The organism is Anabaena sp. WFMT (genome assembly GCF_051781005.1).
GTDB lineage: Bacteria > Cyanobacteriota > Cyanobacteriia > Cyanobacteriales > Nostocaceae > Anabaena.
Map to the genome: position 1 here is coordinate 161981 of NZ_JBPWOA010000019.1, position 20530 is coordinate 182510.

General features: G+C 38.3%; 27 protein-coding genes. 5 read left to right on the forward strand and 22 right to left on the reverse strand.

Annotated elements, in window-relative coordinates; translation table 11 throughout:
- The first annotated feature begins 46 nt into the window (after nucleotides 1-46).
- Entirely contained in the window at nucleotides 47-220 is a 174-nt protein-coding gene (rpmF, locus tag ACSQ6I_RS12200) for a 50S ribosomal protein L32 (protein ID WP_438890592.1), read from the forward strand.
- Nucleotides 221-343: 123 nt separating this feature from the next.
- Nucleotides 344-943 (forward strand): sulfite oxidase-like oxidoreductase, encoded by a 600-nt coding sequence (locus ACSQ6I_RS12205; RefSeq protein ID WP_438890593.1) that lies wholly within the window; start codon nucleotides 344-346, stop codon nucleotides 941-943.
- 150 nt (nucleotides 944-1093) lie between these two features.
- Here the strand turns inward: ACSQ6I_RS12205 and ACSQ6I_RS12210 are convergent, their stop codons facing one another.
- From ACSQ6I_RS12210 to groES, 19 genes are all read right to left on the reverse strand, one after another.
- The gene (locus ACSQ6I_RS12210; RefSeq protein WP_438890594.1) at nucleotides 1094-2476 is read right to left on the reverse strand and encodes an aldehyde dehydrogenase; all 1383 of its coding nucleotides are present in this window, start codon (nucleotides 2474-2476) and stop codon (nucleotides 1094-1096) included.
- A gap of 133 nt (nucleotides 2477-2609) precedes the next feature.
- Nucleotides 2610-3716, reverse strand: a complete 1107-nt coding sequence (locus tag ACSQ6I_RS12215) for a sensor histidine kinase (protein WP_438890595.1) — start codon at nucleotides 3714-3716, stop codon at nucleotides 2610-2612.
- A gap of 125 nt (nucleotides 3717-3841) precedes the next feature.
- The gene (locus ACSQ6I_RS12220) at nucleotides 3842-4027 is read right to left on the reverse strand and encodes a hypothetical protein (RefSeq protein WP_438890596.1); all 186 of its coding nucleotides are present in this window, start codon (nucleotides 4025-4027) and stop codon (nucleotides 3842-3844) included.
- 45 nt (nucleotides 4028-4072) lie between these two features.
- On the reverse strand, nucleotides 4073-4339 hold the full coding sequence (locus tag ACSQ6I_RS12225) for a hypothetical protein (RefSeq protein ID WP_438890597.1): 267 nt from the start codon (nucleotides 4337-4339) through the stop codon (nucleotides 4073-4075).
- Between the two features lie 67 nt (nucleotides 4340-4406).
- Nucleotides 4407-4685 (reverse strand): hypothetical protein, encoded by a 279-nt coding sequence (locus ACSQ6I_RS12230; RefSeq protein WP_438890598.1) that lies wholly within the window; start codon nucleotides 4683-4685, stop codon nucleotides 4407-4409.
- Between the two features lie 41 nt (nucleotides 4686-4726).
- Entirely contained in the window at nucleotides 4727-4858 is a 132-nt protein-coding gene (locus tag ACSQ6I_RS12235; protein WP_438890599.1) for a hypothetical protein, read from the reverse strand.
- Nucleotides 4859-4861: 3 nt separating this feature from the next.
- Nucleotides 4862-6568, reverse strand: a complete 1707-nt coding sequence (gene ureC / locus ACSQ6I_RS12240; protein WP_438890600.1) for an urease subunit alpha — start codon at nucleotides 6566-6568, stop codon at nucleotides 4862-4864.
- A 9-nt stretch (nucleotides 6569-6577) separates the two neighbouring features.
- Nucleotides 6578-7120, reverse strand: a complete 543-nt coding sequence (locus tag ACSQ6I_RS12245) for a DUF1349 domain-containing protein (protein WP_438890601.1) — start codon at nucleotides 7118-7120, stop codon at nucleotides 6578-6580.
- A gap of 2 nt (nucleotides 7121-7122) precedes the next feature.
- A complete protein-coding gene (locus ACSQ6I_RS12250; RefSeq protein ID WP_438890602.1) occupies nucleotides 7123-7428 on the reverse strand; it encodes an urease subunit beta in 306 nt (101 codons plus the stop codon).
- A 31-nt stretch (nucleotides 7429-7459) separates the two neighbouring features.
- Nucleotides 7460-7762: an urease subunit gamma gene (gene ureA, locus ACSQ6I_RS12255; protein WP_323311928.1), complete on the reverse strand. Its 303-nt coding sequence runs from the start codon at nucleotides 7760-7762 to the stop codon at nucleotides 7460-7462.
- Between the two features lie 22 nt (nucleotides 7763-7784).
- Nucleotides 7785-8624 carry an urease accessory protein UreD gene (locus ACSQ6I_RS12260; protein WP_438890603.1) on the reverse strand — a complete coding sequence of 280 codons (840 nt, stop codon included), beginning with the start codon at nucleotides 8622-8624 and terminating at the stop codon, nucleotides 7785-7787.
- A gap of 101 nt (nucleotides 8625-8725) precedes the next feature.
- Nucleotides 8726-10012, reverse strand: coding sequence for a photosystem II assembly protein (locus tag ACSQ6I_RS12265; RefSeq protein ID WP_438890604.1), 1287 nt, complete (start codon nucleotides 10010-10012; stop codon nucleotides 8726-8728).
- The gene (locus ACSQ6I_RS12270) at nucleotides 10005-10943 is read right to left on the reverse strand and encodes an SPL family radical SAM protein (protein ID WP_438890605.1); all 939 of its coding nucleotides are present in this window, start codon (nucleotides 10941-10943) and stop codon (nucleotides 10005-10007) included. The genes ACSQ6I_RS12265 and ACSQ6I_RS12270 overlap by 8 nt, the downstream gene beginning before the upstream one ends.
- Before the next feature lie 204 nt (nucleotides 10944-11147).
- Nucleotides 11148-11552 carry a PIN domain-containing protein gene (locus tag ACSQ6I_RS12275; RefSeq protein ID WP_438890606.1) on the reverse strand — a complete coding sequence of 135 codons (405 nt, stop codon included), beginning with the start codon at nucleotides 11550-11552 and terminating at the stop codon, nucleotides 11148-11150.
- Nucleotides 11553-11846, reverse strand: a complete 294-nt coding sequence (locus ACSQ6I_RS12280; RefSeq protein WP_438890607.1) for a hypothetical protein — start codon at nucleotides 11844-11846, stop codon at nucleotides 11553-11555.
- Between the two features lie 328 nt (nucleotides 11847-12174).
- Nucleotides 12175-12480 (reverse strand): helix-turn-helix domain-containing protein, encoded by a 306-nt coding sequence (locus tag ACSQ6I_RS12285; RefSeq protein WP_438890608.1) that lies wholly within the window; start codon nucleotides 12478-12480, stop codon nucleotides 12175-12177.
- The gene (locus ACSQ6I_RS12290) at nucleotides 12467-12856 is read right to left on the reverse strand and encodes a type II toxin-antitoxin system RelE/ParE family toxin (protein ID WP_438890609.1); all 390 of its coding nucleotides are present in this window, start codon (nucleotides 12854-12856) and stop codon (nucleotides 12467-12469) included. Before ACSQ6I_RS12290 ends, ACSQ6I_RS12285 begins: the two co-directional genes overlap by 14 nt.
- Before the next feature lie 101 nt (nucleotides 12857-12957).
- On the reverse strand, nucleotides 12958-14595 hold the full coding sequence (gene groL / locus ACSQ6I_RS12295; RefSeq protein WP_438890610.1) for a chaperonin GroEL: 1638 nt from the start codon (nucleotides 14593-14595) through the stop codon (nucleotides 12958-12960).
- A gap of 124 nt (nucleotides 14596-14719) precedes the next feature.
- A complete protein-coding gene (gene groES / locus ACSQ6I_RS12300; protein WP_323311627.1) occupies nucleotides 14720-15031 on the reverse strand; it encodes a co-chaperone GroES in 312 nt (103 codons plus the stop codon).
- 1070 nt (nucleotides 15032-16101) lie between these two features.
- Here groES and ACSQ6I_RS12305 point away from each other — a divergent pair.
- Nucleotides 16102-16779 (forward strand): response regulator transcription factor, encoded by a 678-nt coding sequence (locus ACSQ6I_RS12305; protein ID WP_015217478.1) that lies wholly within the window; start codon nucleotides 16102-16104, stop codon nucleotides 16777-16779.
- 561 nt (nucleotides 16780-17340) lie between these two features.
- Nucleotides 17341-17724, forward strand: a complete 384-nt coding sequence (locus tag ACSQ6I_RS12310) for an REP-associated tyrosine transposase (protein ID WP_438890611.1) — start codon at nucleotides 17341-17343, stop codon at nucleotides 17722-17724.
- A 99-nt stretch (nucleotides 17725-17823) separates the two neighbouring features.
- Here ACSQ6I_RS12310 and asnS read toward each other — a convergent pair whose 3' ends face one another.
- Together asnS and ACSQ6I_RS12320 are read right to left on the reverse strand one after the other, a co-directional pair.
- Entirely contained in the window at nucleotides 17824-19215 is a 1392-nt protein-coding gene (gene asnS, locus ACSQ6I_RS12315; RefSeq protein WP_438890612.1) for an asparagine--tRNA ligase, read from the reverse strand.
- Nucleotides 19216-19303: 88 nt separating this feature from the next.
- Nucleotides 19304-19648 (reverse strand): hypothetical protein, encoded by a 345-nt coding sequence (locus tag ACSQ6I_RS12320; RefSeq protein WP_438890688.1) that lies wholly within the window; start codon nucleotides 19646-19648, stop codon nucleotides 19304-19306.
- A gap of 66 nt (nucleotides 19649-19714) precedes the next feature.
- Between ACSQ6I_RS12320 and ACSQ6I_RS12325 the strand changes: the two genes are divergently transcribed.
- Nucleotides 19715-19975, forward strand: a complete 261-nt coding sequence (locus ACSQ6I_RS12325) for a DUF6439 family protein (RefSeq protein ID WP_438890613.1) — start codon at nucleotides 19715-19717, stop codon at nucleotides 19973-19975.
- A 44-nt stretch (nucleotides 19976-20019) separates the two neighbouring features.
- Here the strand turns inward: ACSQ6I_RS12325 and ACSQ6I_RS12330 are convergent, their stop codons facing one another.
- Complete coding sequence (locus tag ACSQ6I_RS12330; protein WP_438890614.1) at nucleotides 20020-20469, reverse strand: ATP-binding protein; 450 nt, start codon at nucleotides 20467-20469, stop codon at nucleotides 20020-20022.
- Nucleotides 20470-20530: the final 61 nt, after the last annotated feature.

A 20530-nucleotide genomic window follows, 5' to 3' on the forward strand; every position in this document is an offset into this window, starting at 1 on the left:
ATGGCCTAGAATAAAAAGGTTGTCAATAATCACGATATCCGCTATCATGGCTGTTCCAAAGAAGAAAACGTCCAAATCCAAACGAGACAAACGCCGCGCTACCTGGACACATAAGGCTGTTGTTGAAGCTCAGAAAGCCCTCTCTCTCGGCAAATCAATTTTGTCTGGACGTTCTAGATTCGTCTATCCAGTTGCTGAAGAAGAAGAAGAAGAGTCATAATCTCTCGTTGAGGAAAAGCACAAACAGCGTATATGGGAGTGCTTTTTCTTTGCTTTCCTGATGGCATCAACTACTAACCGCTAGACGCTTTGCGTTATAGCGGAGGTTTCCAGAAGGTAATTTATGAAATTTTTTCACAAACCAAATCAAGAAGAAAGCGATCGTGTTCCTCCTGGTCAACATTTAGCTAAAGGTTTTCCTGTCTTAACTTATGGTGAAACTCCCCAAGTCAGCATTGAGGAATGGGAATTTCGCATTTGGGGTTTAGCAAAACCTGCCACGTTTACCATGTCAGATTTTTTGGCACTACCTCAATATGAATTTACAGCAGATTTTCACTGTGTCACCCATTGGTCAAAACTTGATATCAAGTGGACGGGAATTAAAGTCACAGATTTTATAAGTTTGCTGGAAATAGATCCAAAAGCAGCCCATGTCATGGAACACTGCTATGGTGGCTATACAACAAATATTGATTTGCAAGACTTTGTGCGGAAAGAAAACTTTTTTGCCGTTACACTATTTGGTAAACCATTATCTTCAGAACATGGTGGACCCATGCGGTTAGTTGTTCCCCATCTTTACGCTTGGAAAAGTGGTAAATGGATTAATGGGTTAGAATTTTCAGCAGAGGAAGAATTAGGTTTTTGGGAAAAGAATGGTTATCACCGTCGGGGTGAACCTTGGGCTGAAGAACGTTATTCTAATAATTCTGGATTTTAGATTTTAGATTTAGGATAAATACGGTTTAATTAAGACAATTACTCTTTCTCAAAGTCATTTTTTGAATGCGAACCGCAGAGGCGCGGAGGACACAGAGAGATAAGAAAGAGAATAAAGAAATTGCTTAACTGAACTGTATGAGATTTTGAATCAAAACTTAAAAAGTTGCCTTAATATTGACAATTTGCCTTTGTAGGGAGCATATCGTAATTTTATATCTATCCAAAAGGGATTTTGCAAGATACTTTTGTAATGGGAAAAAGTATCGAAACTAGATTTACCGTGATAACTACCAATACCACTATTACCTACACCACCAAATGGTAAAGATGGAACAGTAAAATGAATTACTGTTTCGTTGAGACAAACTGCACCGGAAGAAGTTGCTTGTAAAACTTGCTGTTGCAGAAATTCGTTTTGAGAAAATAAATATAAGGCTAAGGGTTTTGGTTGAGAATTAACCCAATTAATAGCTTCTTCAATATCTGTATATTCAATTATAGGCAAGATGGGTCCAAATATTTCTTCCTGCATAATCGAATCTGTAAATGAGACATTTTGGATTAATGTTGGTGCAATATATAATTCATGTGCTTTAGTTTCTCCCCCGACGACAATTTCACCATTTTTTAGAAAAGCAACCAATTTATCGAAATGCTTTTGATTGATAATTCTGGCATAATCTTGACTTTTATCTGGATGATCACCATAAAATTCTTTTAGACATTTTTCAAGATTAGTTAATAATTTATCTTTGATTTTTTTATTAACTAAGAGATAATCAGGAGCAATACAAGTTTGTCCAGCATTAATAAATTTACCCCAAATAATACGTCTAGCAGTATGTTCAAAATGAATATCAGTATCTACGATACAGGGATTTTTACCACCCAATTCTAGAGTTACAGGAGTAAGATGTTTAGCAGCAGCAGCCATGACGAGTTTACCTACATGAGGGCTACCTGTGAAAAATATATGATCAAACTTTTCTGCTAATAGTTGTTGACTTGTTTCTACACCTCCTGCGATTATAGAAATATAAGCTGAATCAAAATACTTAGAAATAATTTCAGCTAAAAGATGGGATGTATGGGTAGAAATTTCTGAAGGTTTGATAACTGCACAATTTCCGGCAGCAATTGCACCAATTAAAGGTAAAATTACTAACTGAAAGGGATAGTTCCAAGCACCAATAATTAAAACTAATCCCAATGGTTCTGGTTTAATTTGGGCTGAAGCGGGTAATAATTGCCAAGGAATCGCTGCTTTTTTGGGTTTAGTCCAATTTCTCAGATTTTTAATTGCTAATTCAATTTCTTTTAAGGCTAAGATAATTTCGGAAGTAACAGCTTCCAGTTCTGGTTTTTGCAAATCTGCTTGTAATGCTTGAATAATTGCAAGTTCGTTATCAATAATTAATTGTCTGAGAATTGTCAGTTGTTGCAACCGGAAATTAATTTCTTTGGTTTTACCTTTAGAAAAGTAGTTACGCTGTTGGCGAATATTTTCAGTAATTGATAATTCACTAATCATTTCGTTTATGCAAAAATTCGGAAATTTTATATTATAAATTAGCAATTAGCTAAAATTTATATTTTAACTAATTCTGGGTGTTGAAGTCAAGAATTTCTAAAAGTGGCAGAGTCTAACAATTACGAATTACGAATTACGAATTACGAATTATTTTAGCTGGTAAACAGATAGTGAAAACGCTACCTTGTCCCAATTCTGAGGCGACATGAATAGTCCCTTCATGTGCTTCGACAATCCGGCGTGCTAGATAAAGTCCTAAGCCGCTACCCGACCGATTATGATTACCTTGACGAAATCTTTCAAATAAGGTGGGTTGGTCTTCAGGGGGGATACCAAACCCTGTATCTGCGACTTCAATAACATTTTGTTCTGGTTGATAATTAAGACGGATTGTAATTGAACCAGAATCTGTAAATTTGATGGCGTTACCTATCAAGTTTGTGAATAGACGATGTAATTCTAATCGATCACCCAGGACTGTTTTTGGAGTTGAATCATCAGAGAAGTCCAGATTTATAGCCAGTGCTTTTTCTTCAGCTAGGGGTGTTAGTTCTGCTGATACATCTTTGAGTAATTGGTTGATATTTACAGGTTGAAAAGTTAGGGTTTTGCGACCTGCTTCAAAGCGGTAAACTTCTAATAAGGTATTAACCATAGTTAGCAAGTTGATGTTGCTACGCGCCATGATGACAATTACTTCTTGTATTTGGGGTGATAATTGTCCCAAAGCACCTTGCTGTAATAGCATCAACATCCGATCTGCGGCTACTAAAGGAGTGCGTAAGTCATGGGTGAGACGGGAAACGAAATCTTGACGCTGACGGGCAATTTCATCACGTTCATCTATACTATGTTTGAGTCGAAGGAGCGATCGCACTCTGGCCAGCAATTCATCCATACTGACTGGTTTGCGGATAAAGTCATCCGCACCCAAATCTAAGCCTTGAGCAACGCTGGGAGAATCGTGGGCTGTAATTAATAGTATGGGAATATATTGCTGTAAGTTTATCTCGCTACGAATGCGTCTGGTGACTTCATAGCCATCCATTTCTGGCATCATTAAATCTAGTAATACCAAGTCAGATGGAGATGCTTGCAGTTTTGCGAGTGCTTCAGCACCACTTTCGGCGGTGCTAACTGTATAACCTTCTGCCTCTAAGATGGTTTTGACGAGAAAGATGTTATCGGGGGAGTCGTCTACAACTAGTATTTTGCCGGTGCGAGGAGATTTTGAATTCATGGATTAAGCACTAAATGGATTCAAGTATGTCATGTGCTACACAATTTGTAATGACTGAGTATTAATTTCTGTATTGTTTAAAAAATAGCGATATGTGATGAAATGCAGCTAAACTACCTCCAAGTTTAATCGCTAGAAGTATTACCATCTAAGAGTTTCTGGAATTCTACTAAGGAAGGAATTGCGATCGCTATTTTTAACAATGTTTTCAACACAGATGAATCATTCATATTATTCACTGCATCAATGATAGATGTTGGTACTTCACCAAATCTTGTTTCCAAGACTTCAATGAGATTATCTCTTCCCATTTGCACAATACCTTGTTCGATACCTATTTGACGACCTTCTTCAATTCATTCCTCAATTCCTTCTTGTTTTGCTAATCTTTCAATACTAGTTACATAACGCATTTTTCTTGCCTCTTCGTAACTTCTGATTTCAGTTTTAAAACTAATTGCCAGTTCTTTAGGCAAAACCATTATCCAATCAATAAACCGAAATAATTGTCTGATATCTTGCCGATTGAAACCACTTTCTGAGAGCATTCTTACTAAACTTAATTTCCACTGTAACCTATTTTCAGGACTGCGTTTAGTGGCTTTACTCTTTAAATGTGCCATGACAACGATAGCAAAAGAATTCTTGCTAGTTTCTAGACTAGACCAGGATGGTTCATAATCTAATAATTTAGCAATAGGAAACTCTAAACCCTCCTAATTGATAATTATAACTGTCAGGTCGCCAGTTTGGTTCTTCATCTGCTAAAACTGCCAAACTAATTACGCGCTTTTGATGACGGTCAAACAAGCGGTAATTATATGTATACATTCGTTCTGTAAATGCACTGTCATATTGAGCTTGCACTTCCACATGAATCAATACCCAGGCTTCTTCCCCATTCAATAACCAAACTTTAGCAACTTTATCAACTAACCGTAGGGGCGAAGCATTCGGACAGAAAATCAATGCTTTTAGGGATAGCTTATCACCTGAATGCTTCGCCCTTACTAAAATTGATAAGGACGATTCCAGTATATTTCTGCATAAGCTAAGGGAAAGAAAAACTCTAAAAACTTGTCAAAATAAAGTTCAATAATTTCTTTCCAAGGACTATCATAATCAGTAGATTGTTCAGTCATAAACTAAAATAAAAAGTATCTTTGTGCCATTGGTAAAACCGTTGCTGGTTCACAAGTTAATAATTCTCCATCTGCGCGAACTTCGTAGGTTTCTGGGTCTACTTCAATATGAGGTAAAGCATCATTTAATTTCATATCCAGCTTACTAATTTGCCGAGTTCCCGAAACTGCAACTGCTGTTTTTTGTAACCCTAATTGTTGGGGAATGTCTCTTTCTAAAGCGGCTTGAGAAACAAAAGTTAATGATGTGGCGTTCCTAGCACCTGCAAAACTACCAAACATCGGGCGTGCGTGTACAGGTTGCGGTGTGGGAATACTAGCATTCGCATCACCCATTTGCGCCCAAGCAATCATTCCCCCTTTAATCACGATTTCTGGTTTCACTCCAAAAAACGCTGGTTTCCACAAACATAAATCTGCTAATTTCCCCGCTTCCACTGACCCCACATATTGAGAAATCCCATGAGTAATTGCTGGGTTAATTGTATATTTAGCAACATATCTTTTTGCTCGGAGATTGTCTGCATTGGTATCTCCAGCAAGGCTTCCGCGTTGTACCTTCATTTTGTGTGATGTCTGCCAAGTCCGAATTATCACTTCACCGACACGTCCCATCGCTTGGGAATCGGAAGCAATCATACTAAACGCACCTAAATCGTGCAGAATATCCTCAGCAGCAATGGTTTCTCGACGAATGCGGGACTCAGCAAAAGCAACATCTTCGGGAATTGCGGGGTCTAAGTGATGACATACCATCAACATATCCAGGTGTTCATCTAGGGTGTTGAGGGTATAAGGACGGGTAGGGTTGGTGGAAGATGGTAAAACGTTGGTTTGTCCACAGACTTTGATGATATCGGGTGCGTGTCCTCCCCCTGCGCCTTCGGTGTGGTAGGTGTGAATAGCACGATGTTTAAAAGCCGCGATGGTATCTTCAACAAATCCGGCTTCGTTGAGGGTGTCGGTGTGAATTGCAACTTGCACATCATATTCATCAGCAACGGTGAGACAGGTGTCAATGGTTGCGGGGGTAGTTCCCCAGTCTTCATGGAGTTTTAACCCCATTGCACCAGCTTGAATTTGTTCTATGAGTCCTTGGGGTTGACTGGTGTTACCTTTGCCTAAAAAGCCGATATTGACGGGAAAAGCGTCGGCTGCTTGCAGCATTCGGTAGATATTCCAAGGTCCGGGAGTGCAGGTTGTGGCGTTTGTACCTGTTGCTGGGCCTGTTCCTCCACCGATCATGGTAGTGATTCCAGATGCGATCGCTACTTCAATTTGTTGGGGACAGATAAAATGAATGTGAGAATCAATTCCCCCAGCCGTGAGAATCATTCCTTCCCCTGCTAAAGCTTCGGTTCCAGGGCCAATAATAATATCTATGTTGTCTTGAATATAGGGATTTCCCGCTTTACCAATTTTGTGAATTTTGCCGTCTTTAATGCCAATATCGGCTTTGACAATTCCCCACCAATCGAGAATTAAGGCGTTAGTAATTACTAAGTCTACTGCACCATCGGCGTTAGAAATGGGGGATTGTCCCATTCCGTCTCTGATGACTTTTCCCCCACCAAATTTCACTTCGTCGCCGTATGTGGTGAAGTCTTGTTCTACTTCAATAAATAATTCTGTGTCTGCTAGTCTGATGCGATCGCCTACTGTGGGGCCAAAGGTTTCAGAGTAAGCGCGGCGATCCATTCTATAACTCATAATTATTCCTCACAAACTGCGAATTTGGAATTTTTCAAACTGCATAGTAAAACCATTACCATCAGGTGAAGCACACATCACGCCTACTTTCACCGTTTCTGCTGGAGTTAAATAAGCTAACCTCAGCATCTTATACTCAGTGCCATCAAGAGAATAATCAACTTGAATTGCTGTGCTACGGCGAGTTACCCTCACCCAAATTGCAGTAGGATTTTGTGGTAAAGGAGAAATAGACCAATCTGAATAATTACGTGTAACTACGGCGCTAACTTGTTGCACGCCATTGACAAATTCAATCCCACATTTCAACCAATTAAATTCATCTAAACGCACCATCAAGCCAGCTTGGTCATACAATTCTTGATAGTTGCCACTGACTTTAACATCAACAATAAAATCACCATGAATTTGTTGATAAAAGAAGTGTCCATTATCTCTAATAAAGTCGTAGTGAGTTTCTCTCCAAAAGTCTGTTTTTGCACCGGAAGTAACAGATATAATTTCATCTTTAACTTCCCAAAATGGCGGTTCGTTATCCCATTGAATTGTCATAACTATAGATAACCGTTAATTTTATTGTTAAAACCGTAGACTTGGCGACTACCAACGAGGGGGACTAAAGTAATTTCTTTTTCGTCTCCTGGTTCAAATCTCACGGCTGTGCCTGCGGGGATATCTAATCGCATTCCTCGTGCTTTTTCTCTGTCGAGATGTAGGGCTGTGTTGACTTCGTGAAAATGGAAATGTGAGCCGACTTGAATTGGTCTGTCTCCTGTATTTGCTACTATTAATTTGGTGGTTGGACGACCTGCATTTAATTCGATTTCCCCTGGTGCTGTGATTATTTCCCCTGGAATCATAACTTTGCTCCTTTGCGTCTTTGCGCGAAAATTATCTAATCGGATTATGCACAGTTACTAACTTTGTTCCATCAGGAAAAGTTGCTTCTACTTGTACATCATGAATCATTTCTGGAATACCTTCCATGACATCATCACGAGTTAATAGTGTTGTACCATAACTCATTAATTCTGCCACCGTTTGTCCATCTCTTGCACCTTCCAAAATTGCAGCAGAAATAAAAGCAACCGCTTCTGGATAATTCAATTTCAAGCCTCTATTTTTTCGTCTTTCTGCGACTAAAGCAGCGGTAAAAATTAATAATTTGTCCTTTTCCTGCGGCGTAAGTTGCATTCTTTCCCCCTCTGCGGTTATTTTAAATCTGCCATACTCTGGGAATACAATTACCACGATTTAGCAAAGATACTCGTAACATTTGCCAAATATTTGTAAACCAGTTTCTGACTTCAGATGTAGAATTACCACGATATCGACACAAAAATCCATTTTGCAGACGACTCACACCAGTTAAATTATTTTGAATAGTTAAAGAACGTGCTTTTTCAATAATTTCTGTAGAAACGGGACTTCCTACCCAAACCAGACTACCAACAACAGGATATCCCGCTAAACCGTGGGGACTGTGAAATACTTCTTCGCTACCGGGTAAGATTTGCCTATCAATCCATTGCGGAATACCATTTTGCCAGATTTCGGTGTGCGATCGCATTTCTCCTTCTAAAAACTTTTCTCCCCTCGCACTCCTTCCCAACCGTGTAATTTCCCAACCGATAAAGCTAGAATTGGTATCTAATTTTACTTTTAAATCTTGGCGATAAACAGCACCGTTGAATAAAATAGTCTCTTGGGGTAAATATTCTAAACAAGCATTAGCATCAATTTGGATATTTACGGTTTGTCTTGCGGGTAAGCTGTTACTGCGATATACCTTACCAGCAGCGGCTGTGGTGATTAATGCGTGTGAATTGTTTTCGAGGTGGATATCAGATGACAAGCGATCGCCCCCCACGATCCCCCCAGCCGTGTGTAAAATGACGCTATGGCAAACTTCCTGTCCTTCTGGGTAAAAGGGGCGTTGTACCTTAAATGGCGCTTGATGATGGTTGTAAATTAACTGGGTGGAATCTTGGCGTTTAGCATAGACTAAGTTAAATTTTCCATGCCAACCTGGCTTTGTTTCTGGTTTCTGTGTCATTTATATAAATGAAAATTATATTTTATTTAACATTAGACATTTTGTAAAAATTTCAGAAAGAAATCTTTCACCTCAGATAAATTTGGCTGATGAAATTTTGTCTACGGTTTGTTAGCTAAGATTATATAATCATCTAAAGTATATTTAGACTCATATTTCTGTCTAAAATACTTTTGGATGATCGGAGTCATATACACTTGTTTAGGTAATTTCTCTCTTGCAAATTTAGCAAATTCAGCAGCAGATAAAGATACTCTAGAATCAGTCGATGTTAAATACTTATACCAAACCAATTCTAATTCAAGTTCTGCTACAAATTTGCATACTAAATTTCTTTCTTGTTGTTTATCTTCAAGTTTCTGCGTATTGTAAATTTTAAATAACTTTTTATCTTGCACAATTAACAGTACATAACCTTGATTATTTAAACTTTGAGCAAATATTTGTTTATATATCTTATTTACTTCCTGATTTTTAACTGTATCGTTAAAAAAACAATGGGAAATAACTATAAAGTCAAAAAACTTTTTGGGGATATTATTAGATTTTTCATTCCAGGTAAATATGTCATCAGTCACAAAGCGAAAATAAGTATTTACGGGACTAATACGCGATTCAATATATCTTCTCCAAAACTGAAGTCCTCGATATTGGAACGCATCTTGTTTTTCTAAAGAATAGTAAGATACGTGCATTTGGGGAATCTCAAAGAAGCCGCTACAACTTTGGAGAAATAAAGCTAATCCATAAGCACTTGTTCCTGGTCCTGCTGCAATATCAAGAATATTAAATTTAGTTGGAAGTAACCCATCTTGGTAAAGAAGAAACCAGGCTAAATATAGACAATATACATTGTCTAAAAAATATTTCATAAAGTAGACATGAGGAGTCAGACTAAAACGGTAGTCTGGATCTTGTCCAATTTTTAAGCCATTAATATCCTCAAAAGCATCTTCTAACTTAATCGCTAATTGTTTGTCAGAAATCTTACTAAATTCTTCTTGAAGATATTCAACTAGTCTAATTTCAAAATCTTCAAATATACGCTTATCAATTCCCGTAGCTTGTAGTTTATATTCATCATGTTGCACTAATTTAAAAGCTTTATATATATACTTAGTAAATTCTGTGTCTGGCTTTAATAACAGATTAGATTTTAATTCTTTTGCTTGTGTTAGTTGTTTTCTTAAATTTTCAGCATCTCGTTTATTTTCTTGAAAAGTACGTTCAAGTTGTAGCTTATCCCTAAATAATTTCTCTAACCATGAAAAATTTGCACCTGATTTTTTAATCTCCTGCAAAATTTGCACAGCACTTCGGGTATCACCACGCTGTAATGCTGATTTAAATTTCTGACTTCTCCACCAATTAATAATCAAATTACTCATAACCAAATCCGTCTTTACCTTCTTTGATTTCTACACCTGGAAGCTGAGAGACTAACTTTTCTTTAAATTTCTGATAACTCAATTGTTCAGAATCATACCACCAAGCATATTTTTGTTTAATTTCTTCAGCTTCTTGACGAGTTCCTGCAACAAGAGAACGGTTATTGTTGGGGTGAAAATCTTGAATTACTACTCTATCTGCAATAGCTAATTTCTTAATAAAAGTATCTTCATCAATTAGTAAAGTTGGTAATAGAGGTGTAATTGTAATAGAAATTTTAGGAATAAAACCTTTAAAACTATCAATACTTTGTTTAATTTTAGCTATAGCATTTAATCTGGCTTTAATACTAGGAGAACGCGGTTCAAAATCTCTTCTCACAGCTTCGCTACCAGTGGGAATGCTCATATTAATTCGCAGACGTTGAAATCTTTGTAAATAATCAATATCTCTTGTAATAATAGGACTGCGAGTTTGAATTACCAAAGTTGGAGTTGGATAACCGTTATCTCTCACATCAAGCATTATCTCTAATAACCTGCGAGTTAATTGATGTTTAGACTCCAAAGGTTGATAAGGATCTGTGACGCTACTCATGTAAATGCTAGGAGGCTGATTAGGATTTTTCCGATACCATTTTTCTAATTCTTTTTCTAAGACTTCCGCTGCATTTTCTTTAAAAATTACCCATTTACCCCAGTCTTGACGCATTTTAGTATTAGGGCTAAATGCAGCAGCATAGCAATAACTACAACCATATTGACAACCCCGATAAGGATTGAGAGTAAAATCATAAGCAGCAATAAACCCAGCCGCTTTTGTGAGGAGTGATTTAGCATTTTGGGCGTAAACATTGGTATCTCCAAATTGTTCACGCACAAATTTTGTAGGAGTTTCCTCGCTATAACCTTCATACCGTAGTTTCACCATATTTATTAATTTAAATAACCCAATGATAATTTCATCTTCCAGGCGCTGAAGCGGTGAGAATATCTATAAATTCTAGTTAAATATAATTATTACAAATAAACAAACGTATATTTACGTATGTTAAACAAAATAAATCAAACTATAAGCCATTATTAATTTTTTGGATATATTTGTACATTTCCTAATGCTTTAGGCAAGAGTTAACTAAGAAATTAACCAATTTTCTAACTGTAAATCTTTGACTCTAGTTAAATCAGAATCGTGAGAAACTAAAATTAAATTATGAATTATAGCAGTAGCAGCTATCAAAATATCTGCATCCTGAATAATTTTTCCTCTGTTTGTTAAATCAGCATGAATTTCAGACGCTTTTTGAAAAATTCTTAGATCATCTAAGAATAAAATGGGATAATCTTGGCAAAATTGTTGAAACCAAGCTAGTTTTTTAGTGGCATTGCTTCTTAAAAGTCCTCTTTGAACTTCATAATAAGTTATGCCACTAATCAAAATTTCTATTTCTAAACTACTTACCTCTTGCAATTTTAAGTTTATTTTGACATTCTGTTTTAGTGATGCTGAAACAATATTCGTATCTAATAAATAACCCATTTAACCACCACGTTTTACAGATTCATCAAACATTTGCATTTGTTCTGGAGTAAAATCATTGAGCATTCCTGAAACAAGATGTAAAGATAAAATTCTTTTAATCCGTTTAGTTAATTCTTCTTCAGAGATACTATTAACATCAGGAACAGCGACAGGATTAAAGGTATTATTAATATTTTCGATCATTGCCTGTCTATCTAAGTTTTCTTGATACAGAGGATTATTGTCAATTAAAGTTTTGACAATTGTGGGTAATTTTTGATAATTAGATTGATTATTAATAATTTGAGTCATGGTTCAACTTCCTCAAAATAATATCGGTGTTGGGCAATATATTGTATTTTGGGTAAAATGGCAGATTATGATCTTAATTCCATTTAACCCAACTAATACTCTAAGAGGGTGTTTGAAAAGTTCGGAAAGGTATAATTTGTCATTCTGTATCCCTTACGGGAGCGTTAGCCATGTGGAACAAAGTGGAACGTTCGCGTAGCGTTCCGAAGGAAAGAATCTAGGGTTTGAGCGATTACTCGGAGATGCTTCAGTACGCTGCGCTACGTACCCTACGGGAAGCAAGCTACAGCATGACTTTTAAAACATCCTCTAATAGAGAAGTTAAAATTTACGCAACTAAAGAAATACGATCTTCTCCTTTTTCGAGAATAAGACGATAACCACAAGATTTAACTATCTGTAAAAAATTACTAATTTTCATATCCTTTTGCTGACCAGAACAAATATCTTGAATAACAGCAGGAGAAATATTAACTTCTTCGGCTAATTGAGCAATAGATATATGATCATTCTCCATAATAGAGATTAACAATTCAGATAGTAAAAACTCCTGATATCCTGCTTCAAATTTAGCTTTAAAATCGGGGTTTTGCATCATTCTATCAAGAGTTGATAGCTGTTCAATTTTCTTCATAATATGCTCCTTCTTGGTTACGTTTAATATAATCATTCATATAGTTAATAGCTTTTTCTTTCTGGTTTTTTGGTAATTTTTGTTGTTTTTTCTCAAAAGCATTGGTAACAATAATTTTTTGACCAGTAAAGAAGAAGCATAAAAATCGATCTGGTTGTGGTTTAAAAGCGTAAATTTTATCTCCTTCATTACGAAATTGCTCTTTATTACTTATTTGACCAAAATCACCAATTCTTTTTACCAAAAATAAAAATCTTAATTGTTGTTTTTCATCTAATTTATTAAAATACTCTTGAACCTTGCTTTCACCATTTTCATCAAAATACCACTCCAACTGAAAAACTGAGCCAACATAAATTAAATATTCTTTAGTCATATAAGTCCTATGATAGCAGCTACAATAGCCCTGAAAAAGTAGTAATCAAAAAAAAGCCGCCCCCCAACGGAAGCGGCCATTATTCAAACTAGGAAAAGATTTTAGTAATCGTAATCTCCGCCACCCATACCAGCACCAGCAGCAGGAGCGCCATCCTTAGGTTCAGGTTTGTCAACTACGATACATTCGGTTGTCAACACCATTCCCGCAATAGAAGCCGCATTTTGCAGAGCAGAACGGGTTACTTTAGCAGGATCAACAATTCCAGCTTCCAACATATCAACGAATTCGTTGGTAGCAGCGTTGAAACCAACGTTGAATTCCTTCTCTTTTACACGTTCAGCAATGACAGCACCATTCTGACCGGCGTTTTCTGCAATTCTCTTTAGAGGTGCAGGTAAAGCACGAGCCACAATTAAAGCACCAGTCAACTCTTCATCCTTGAGGTTAACCTTAGCCCACTCTTCCAATTGAGGAGCGAGGTGAGCCAGAGTTGTACCACCACCAGGGACGATACCTTCTTCTACAGCAGCCTTGGTAGCGTTGATAGCATCTTCCAAGCGCAGCTTCTTGTCTTTCATTTCGGTTTCGGTAGCTGCACCAACTTTCACAACAGCTACACCACCAGACAATTTAGCCAAACGCTCTTGTAGTTTTTCCTTGTCGTAGGAAGATTCGGTTTCTTCCATTTGACGACGAATTTGTTCGCAACGAGCCTTAACTGGAGCTTCGTTACCTTCAGCTACAATTGTGGTGCTGTCTTTGGTGATGGTGATACGGCGAGCTTTACCCAGGCTATCTAGCTTGGTGGTATCCAGCTTCAAACCTGCATCTTCGGTGATGAGTAGACCACCAGTTAAGACGGCAATATCTTCTAGCATAGCCTTACGGCGATCGCCAAAACCAGGAGCTTTAACGGCTGCAACGTTGAGTACACCGCGCAAACGGTTAACTACTAAGGTTGCTAAAGCTTCTTTTTCGATATCTTCGGCGATAATCACCAAAGGACGACCAGAACGAGCTACTTGCTCAAGTACAGGTACTAAGTCTTGTACCAAAGCAATCTTCTTATCGGTTAACAAGATGTAAGGCTCATCGAAGACTGTTTCCATCCGCTCTGCATCAGTAGCAAAGTAAGGAGAGATATAGCCTTTATCAAAGCGCATCCCTTCGGTGATTTCGAGTTCGGTGGTCATAGACTTCCCTTCTTCTAGGGAAATTACGCCTTCCTTACCCACTTTGTCCATTGCTTGAGCAATCATCTGACCGACTTCTTCGTCGTTACCAGCAGAGATGGAAGCAACTTGTGCGATCGCCTTAGAATCTTCTACAGGACGAGCGTGTTCAGCAATCTTTTCCACTAAGAAAGCCGCAGCTTTGTCAATACCGCGCTTCAGCAAAATCGCATTAGCGCCGGCTGCAACGTTCCGCAAGCCTTCCTTAACGATCGCATGAGCCAAAACGGTAGCGGTGGTTGTTCCATCACCCGCAGCGTCATTTGTTTTAGAAGCAGCTTGACGAATTAGCGCCACACCTGTGTTTTCAATGTGGTCTTCTAATTCGATTTCTTTAGCGATGGTAACACCATCATTCACAATTTGTGGTGCGCCAAATTTCTTCTCTAGAACTACGTTGCGACCTTTAGGACCGAGGGTAACAGCAACAGCCTCAGCTAAGATATCAATACCGCGTTCTAGAGCGCGACGGGCGTTTTCGTTATAGATAATGCGCTTTGCCATAAGAGTCTAAATTCGGGTAGTAAGTTAAAATTTGTCTTGAATTTGGTAATGGGTGAATTTGGTAAATGGTAATTGGTGAAAACTTTTTCCCAGTCCCCAATACCTCATGCCCCTCATCACCCATTTACATGACGACTGCTAAAATATCTTTTTCAGAAAGCAGTACGTACTCTTCGGTTCCGAGCTTAACGTCGGTTCCAGCGTACTTGGAGTACAGCACTTTCTCACCAACTTTGATTTCCAATTCTTGACGGCTTCCGTCGTCATTACGCTTGCCAGGACCAAGGGCTACAACTTCGCCTACTTGGGGCTTTTCCTTAGCGGTGTCGGGCAAATACAGACCACCTGCGGTCTTTTCTTCAGCGGCGGTCACTTTTACAAAAACGCGATCGCCCAGGGGTTTAACGGTTGAAACGGTCAGAGATACAGCTGCCATAAAATTTTTTTTGCCTTGTTAGCACTCTCAACTCCTGAGTGCTAATTTACCGAAAGCCAGCATACAATGGCAACGATTCCTTGTGTACGGGTTTCCGAACTGGGCGCTCGCAACTGTACTTAAGCATAAATGCCTAATTGTGATAGTTGTCTGGTTCTGTTGCGTAAGTAATGAATATTTTTATATGGACAACATTTATTTGCAAAGCGGGGAAATTGTTATAGAACTGTAATCAGGGAACCGTTCAATGAGTAACATTACAGTAAGTCCAAAAATTGCCGTCCTCTCCCCAAAACTACTAAAGCTGTGGAAGGAACTTAAAGCCCTAAGTCATTGTGTGAAAGCTCTAGGACTGGCAAACCTTCATCGAACAGCTTTATCTTGGTTCTGAACAGACAGTTGCTCACTTATGGACAAAACAAGCTAGTCTAGAGTCCTGGGAATGCTTAAAACTGGGACTTAAGGAGCCACATCTTAGCCAGCTGCTTAGTTAGTCATCCCATTGGCATCTTCAGAACTAAAACCAACTGCTTGCGTGTTTGTTGTTCTAGGCAGATAATGGTAGTTTACCCAGATGGGGTTTGGTATAGCCAAACAAAACCGGAAGTCATTGAGCGGATCATCCCAGAACACTTAATCGGCATAATGGTGGTGGAAGCATAAGCCTTTTTAACCCATCCTTTGCCAGAAACTTCCCCGGTTTCTCGTGAACCTCTGATAGAGGCTTAACATCCAAAGGATATAGTAGAGCAGCAGTAAGCGAATGAAAGTGCGGGTGAGTTTTGAGCTAGGGTCATCTTCAGCTAAATACTGAACTTGTCAACCAGAAAGATTATTATTTAATCAGGTTTAATCAGGTTTTTTAGCCCGCCCCCTTTCAAAGCGATATATAATAGCGCATTATAAATACTATTGCTCTCCGTATCCTTACTGGAATTTTGCCATCTAGCTACTAGTAAGATTGAAAGTGACCTTCACTTTTTAGACTTCGAGGCAGCAAAGGCAAGTTAAGTGGGAAAAACAACAACATCTCAATAATCCACCATAGAGGATAACTAATCAAGACCTTGATGGATCGAAGCGCGACAAGTGCCACTGCTATGAAAGAGTCCAGCATGAAAGATCACAAACGACTTCTATTGATTGATGATGACCCTAACCTCATCTTGCTGGTGAAGGATTACTTAGAATTCCGAGGATACGAAGTCATCACGGCCGAAAATGGACGAGAAGCTCTGGATATTTTAGAACATGATGTTCCAGACATGATCATCTGTGACGTGATGATGCCGGAAATGGACGGGTACACTTTTGTGGAACAAGTACGCCAAAATGAACGTACAAGTTGGATTCCCGTTCTCTTCCTCTCCGCTAAGGGACAAAGTGCAGACCGAGTTAAAGGTCTGAACAAAGGTGCTGATGTCTATATGGTCAAACCCTTTGAACCAGAAGAACTCGTAGCACAAGTAGAATCCTCACTAAAGCAAACCATCCGTTGGAAAGAACATCAGACAAAGGGAGGGGAAAACGGTTCCCGTATCCAGGTTCCCTTCGATGTACAGTTAACCCCAACCGAACTGAAAGTAGTCCAGTTTGTAGCCAGGGGTTTAGCTAACCGGGAAATCGCTGAAGAATTAAACGTCAGTCAGCGTACAGTGGAAAGCCATGTTTCCAATATGTTGGGTAAAACCAATCTCCACAACCGTACTGAACTAGCGCGTTGGGCGATTGAAAATCAAATGGCTTAAACCTCTGCTCATTTGGCGAAGTTTTGAGTTTTGAGTTAGGACAAAATAGCTCAAAACTCAAACTGGTTATGTAACTTGACTTCAGTTTGAGAGCTAATAAATTATGAATTGTGAAGCCAAATTTGGATTTTTTAGTTCCAACTTCATAATTCATAGTTTATGATACAGCCCTCAACTGCTATGTTCCAACCCGGATATCACCTAAAAATATCACTACATCACCCCCACGCAAATACCCTATTGTCCCAACTGGAAAGGAAACATAGCTCATAGGGGCTGATAAATCTTTACAGAACAGAAAAGTAAATTAAAAGTCAACATTTGGCAATATACGCAAATTAGCAATTATATTTTTACAATAATAGTAAGCGTGTCTTAAATGTAACTAGTTATATAGTATCTACTTCAATGCTTTTTATTAAAAAGAACAAAGTAATCGCAAAAAACTTAATGCCAGGTGGGAAGATGATTGATTTTAGAATACTTACCCTGCGGGAAGAAAATTTACATCTTCATAAAGTTGCATCATTGTTCCCTCGAAGTTAATACAACGTAATTGAAATGATGCTTGTTCTCCCGCGTAAGACTACATTACCTATAGAAGACAGTGATTATTCAAAAAGATGGCGTTTAATTAAAACATTTGTAACCAAACTCTGTGCAGAAACATTAGCACTTGAGGCTCAAATTTCCCCTTCACGCCAAAAGCAAAAAGAAAGTAATCTTTGGCAGCGTCGGTTTTGGGAACATACAATTAAAGATGAAATAGACTTTGCTGCTCACTGTGATTATATACATGATAATCCCGTCAAACATAGATTATGTGCAACAGCAAAAGAATGGGAATTTTCCAGTTTTCATCGCTTTGTTTTTCAAGGTATTTATCCAGAAAATTGGGGAAGTGAACAAATACCTAATCTAATCAATGATGTTGAATTTGAATAAGGTAAACCAAATGGTAGTTTACAGTGCAAAAACACCATTTTTCTCTAGTAAATAGTGATCATGTAGGGTGGGTTAGCGAAAGCGTAACCCACCCTACAATTAAAATTCTGCGCTTTGTGGTGTACGTGGAAACGGAATTACATCTCGAATATTTCCCATACCCGTCATAAATTGCACCAATCTTTCAAACCCCAAACCGAAACCAGCATGGGGAACGGTACCATAACGACGCAAATCTAAATACCACCATAAATCTTCCGGGTTCATACCTTGGGCTAAAACCCGTTTTTCTAACACATCTAGCCTTTCTTCCCGTTGGGAACCACCAATAATTTCGCCTATTTTCGGTGCGAGAATATCCATTGCGCGAACGGTTTTTTCATCATCACTCAACCGCATATAAAAAGCTTTGATTTGGGCAGGATAATCTGTAACAATCACAGGCTTTTTAAACAGTTGTTCTGCTAAATAGCGTTCATGTTCTGATTGCAAATCTGCACCCCAACTGACAGGATAATCAAATTTAACATCAGCCTTTTCTAAAAGTTTGACTGCTTCTGTATAAGTCAATCTTTCAAATTGATTATTAATAATGTTATTAGCGGTTTCTAAGACAGTCTTATCAATACGTTCGTTGAAAAATTCCATGTCTTCTGGACAAGTTTCTAATACATATTTAAAGATATATTTAAGAAACTCTTCTGCTAAATCCATATCACCTTCTAAATCACAAAAAGCCATTTCTGGTTCAACCATCCAAAATTCTGCTAAGTGACGAGAAGTATTAGAATTTTCAGCCCGGAATGTGGGACCAAATGTGTAGACGTTAGTAAACGCCATTGCCATAATTTCGGCTTCTAATTGTCCACTTACTGTTAAATACGCTGGTTTACTAAAGAAGTCTTGGCTATAATCAATCTCTTGATTTTCGGTGCGAGGAACATTCTTTAAATTAAAATTGGTAACGCTAAATAATTCTCCTGCACCTTCACAATCACTAGCAGTAATAATGGGAGTATGTACCCATAAAAATCCTTTTTCTTGGAAGAATTGATGAATAGCTGCTGAACAAGCATTTCTCACCCGAAATACTGCACCAAAGGAGTTAGTTCTAGAACGCAAATGTGCAATGGTTCGCAAAAACTCAAAGGAATGACGTTTCTTTTGCAGAGGATAGGTATCAGGATCAGCATCACCGTAGACTTTGACGCTATTAGCTTTTAATTCTATTCGCTGTCCTTTCCCTTGGGAAGCCACAAGTACACCTGTGACTTCCACAGAAGCACCAGTATTTATTTGTTTTAATATTCCTTCGTAGTTTGGTAAATCTTGATTAATGACTATTTGCAAATTTCCTAGAGATGAGCCATCATTGACTTCCAGAAATGCAAAGCCTTTTAACTCGCGTTTTGTTCTTACCCAAGCTTTAATTACCAGAACCTCTTCTGGTTGTCCAGTTTTTAATATTTCTGCAATGCGATGATTTACCATTTTCTACAATTTGTATTTTGTCAATGTATATATTATTAATTTTATGAAAAATTAACAGTTTCAGCCAATCAAAAATCCCAATTTGGAATTACCCAGCACAAGACTTTAATAGCCAGCCTATAATTATACCTAAACCACCAAAGCGGACAGCTTGCCAAAATGGTTTTTTCAGGCTATTCCAAGAAAACAACTGGCTTTCTAAGTTAAGTTCTAACGCCTCTAACTGTTTTTGAATGCGCTTTAACTCTGACTTAATTTCTGGGGGCTGCTTTTTATTTTGTTTCAGATTCTTTAATTCTTGTTGCCATTGTGCCTTTTGTTGTTGATCTCGTTGCACTTGGGCATATCTTTCTTTTAATAATCGGAGTGATGTTTCTACTTCTTCTAGTTCTTGTTCAAAGTCTGGCTGCTGGTTTTCCTGTAAATTAGTCATTGGTGATTGGTCATTGGCTATGATGATTAAATCATAACTGTTACTATTCACTCACCACTTAGTCTTATGTCTCAAACTAGTCAACTGAATGAAATCAGCACTCTAGAACTGGCTCAAGCCCTGATAGAAAGGCTAAGTATCTCCCCTGATGATTGGCATCGCCTCAAGTCTAACCGCAATTCCCGTGCTAGTGAACAGGTAGCGGCTGCTATGGTGTTTCTCCTCAAAAACCAGCCTCAAGAAGCTCAAGCGAGATTAGAACAGGCTATTGGTTGGTTAGATAAGTCCATTTCTGCCCCTCCTTGTGAAAGTCACGGAAAAAAATGAGGGAGAGGGAACTAGAAAGATTATTTATCTGCTTTCTGCCTCCTTCATCGTCGTAACGATAAAAGACGACGGGTTTCTATTTGTTTGCAAAGCCGCAATTCTGTACCTTTACGGTTCCACTCTACCTGATCAAAGATGAGATGCAGAAGAGACATACCGCGACCACTTTCGGCTTCATCGGGTGGTAAATAGTCTGTAGGATCGCTATCGCTATCAGGTGAGGGAGTGAAGCCACTCCCTTGATCTGAGATAATCCACCAATATTGATTATCTATTAGGGAAAAACGAACTACCACTAATTTGCCAGGATCAAGATTATTGCCATGTTTAGCTGCATTAACTAGGGCTTCTTGAAGTCCTAATCGCAGTTCTGCTTGTAATTTTGTGGGAACATCTGCCAGTAGTAAATCTAATATGGGACAAAGATAAAGAGTTGAGGCAAAACTAATAGTACCCCAACTACGTCCAACTGGACGAAGGGAAATGGTAATCACAAGAGAAACCCCGTAGCTTTTAGTTAGCTAGACATTAGTTTGGTGTCACAAGCACCCTAAT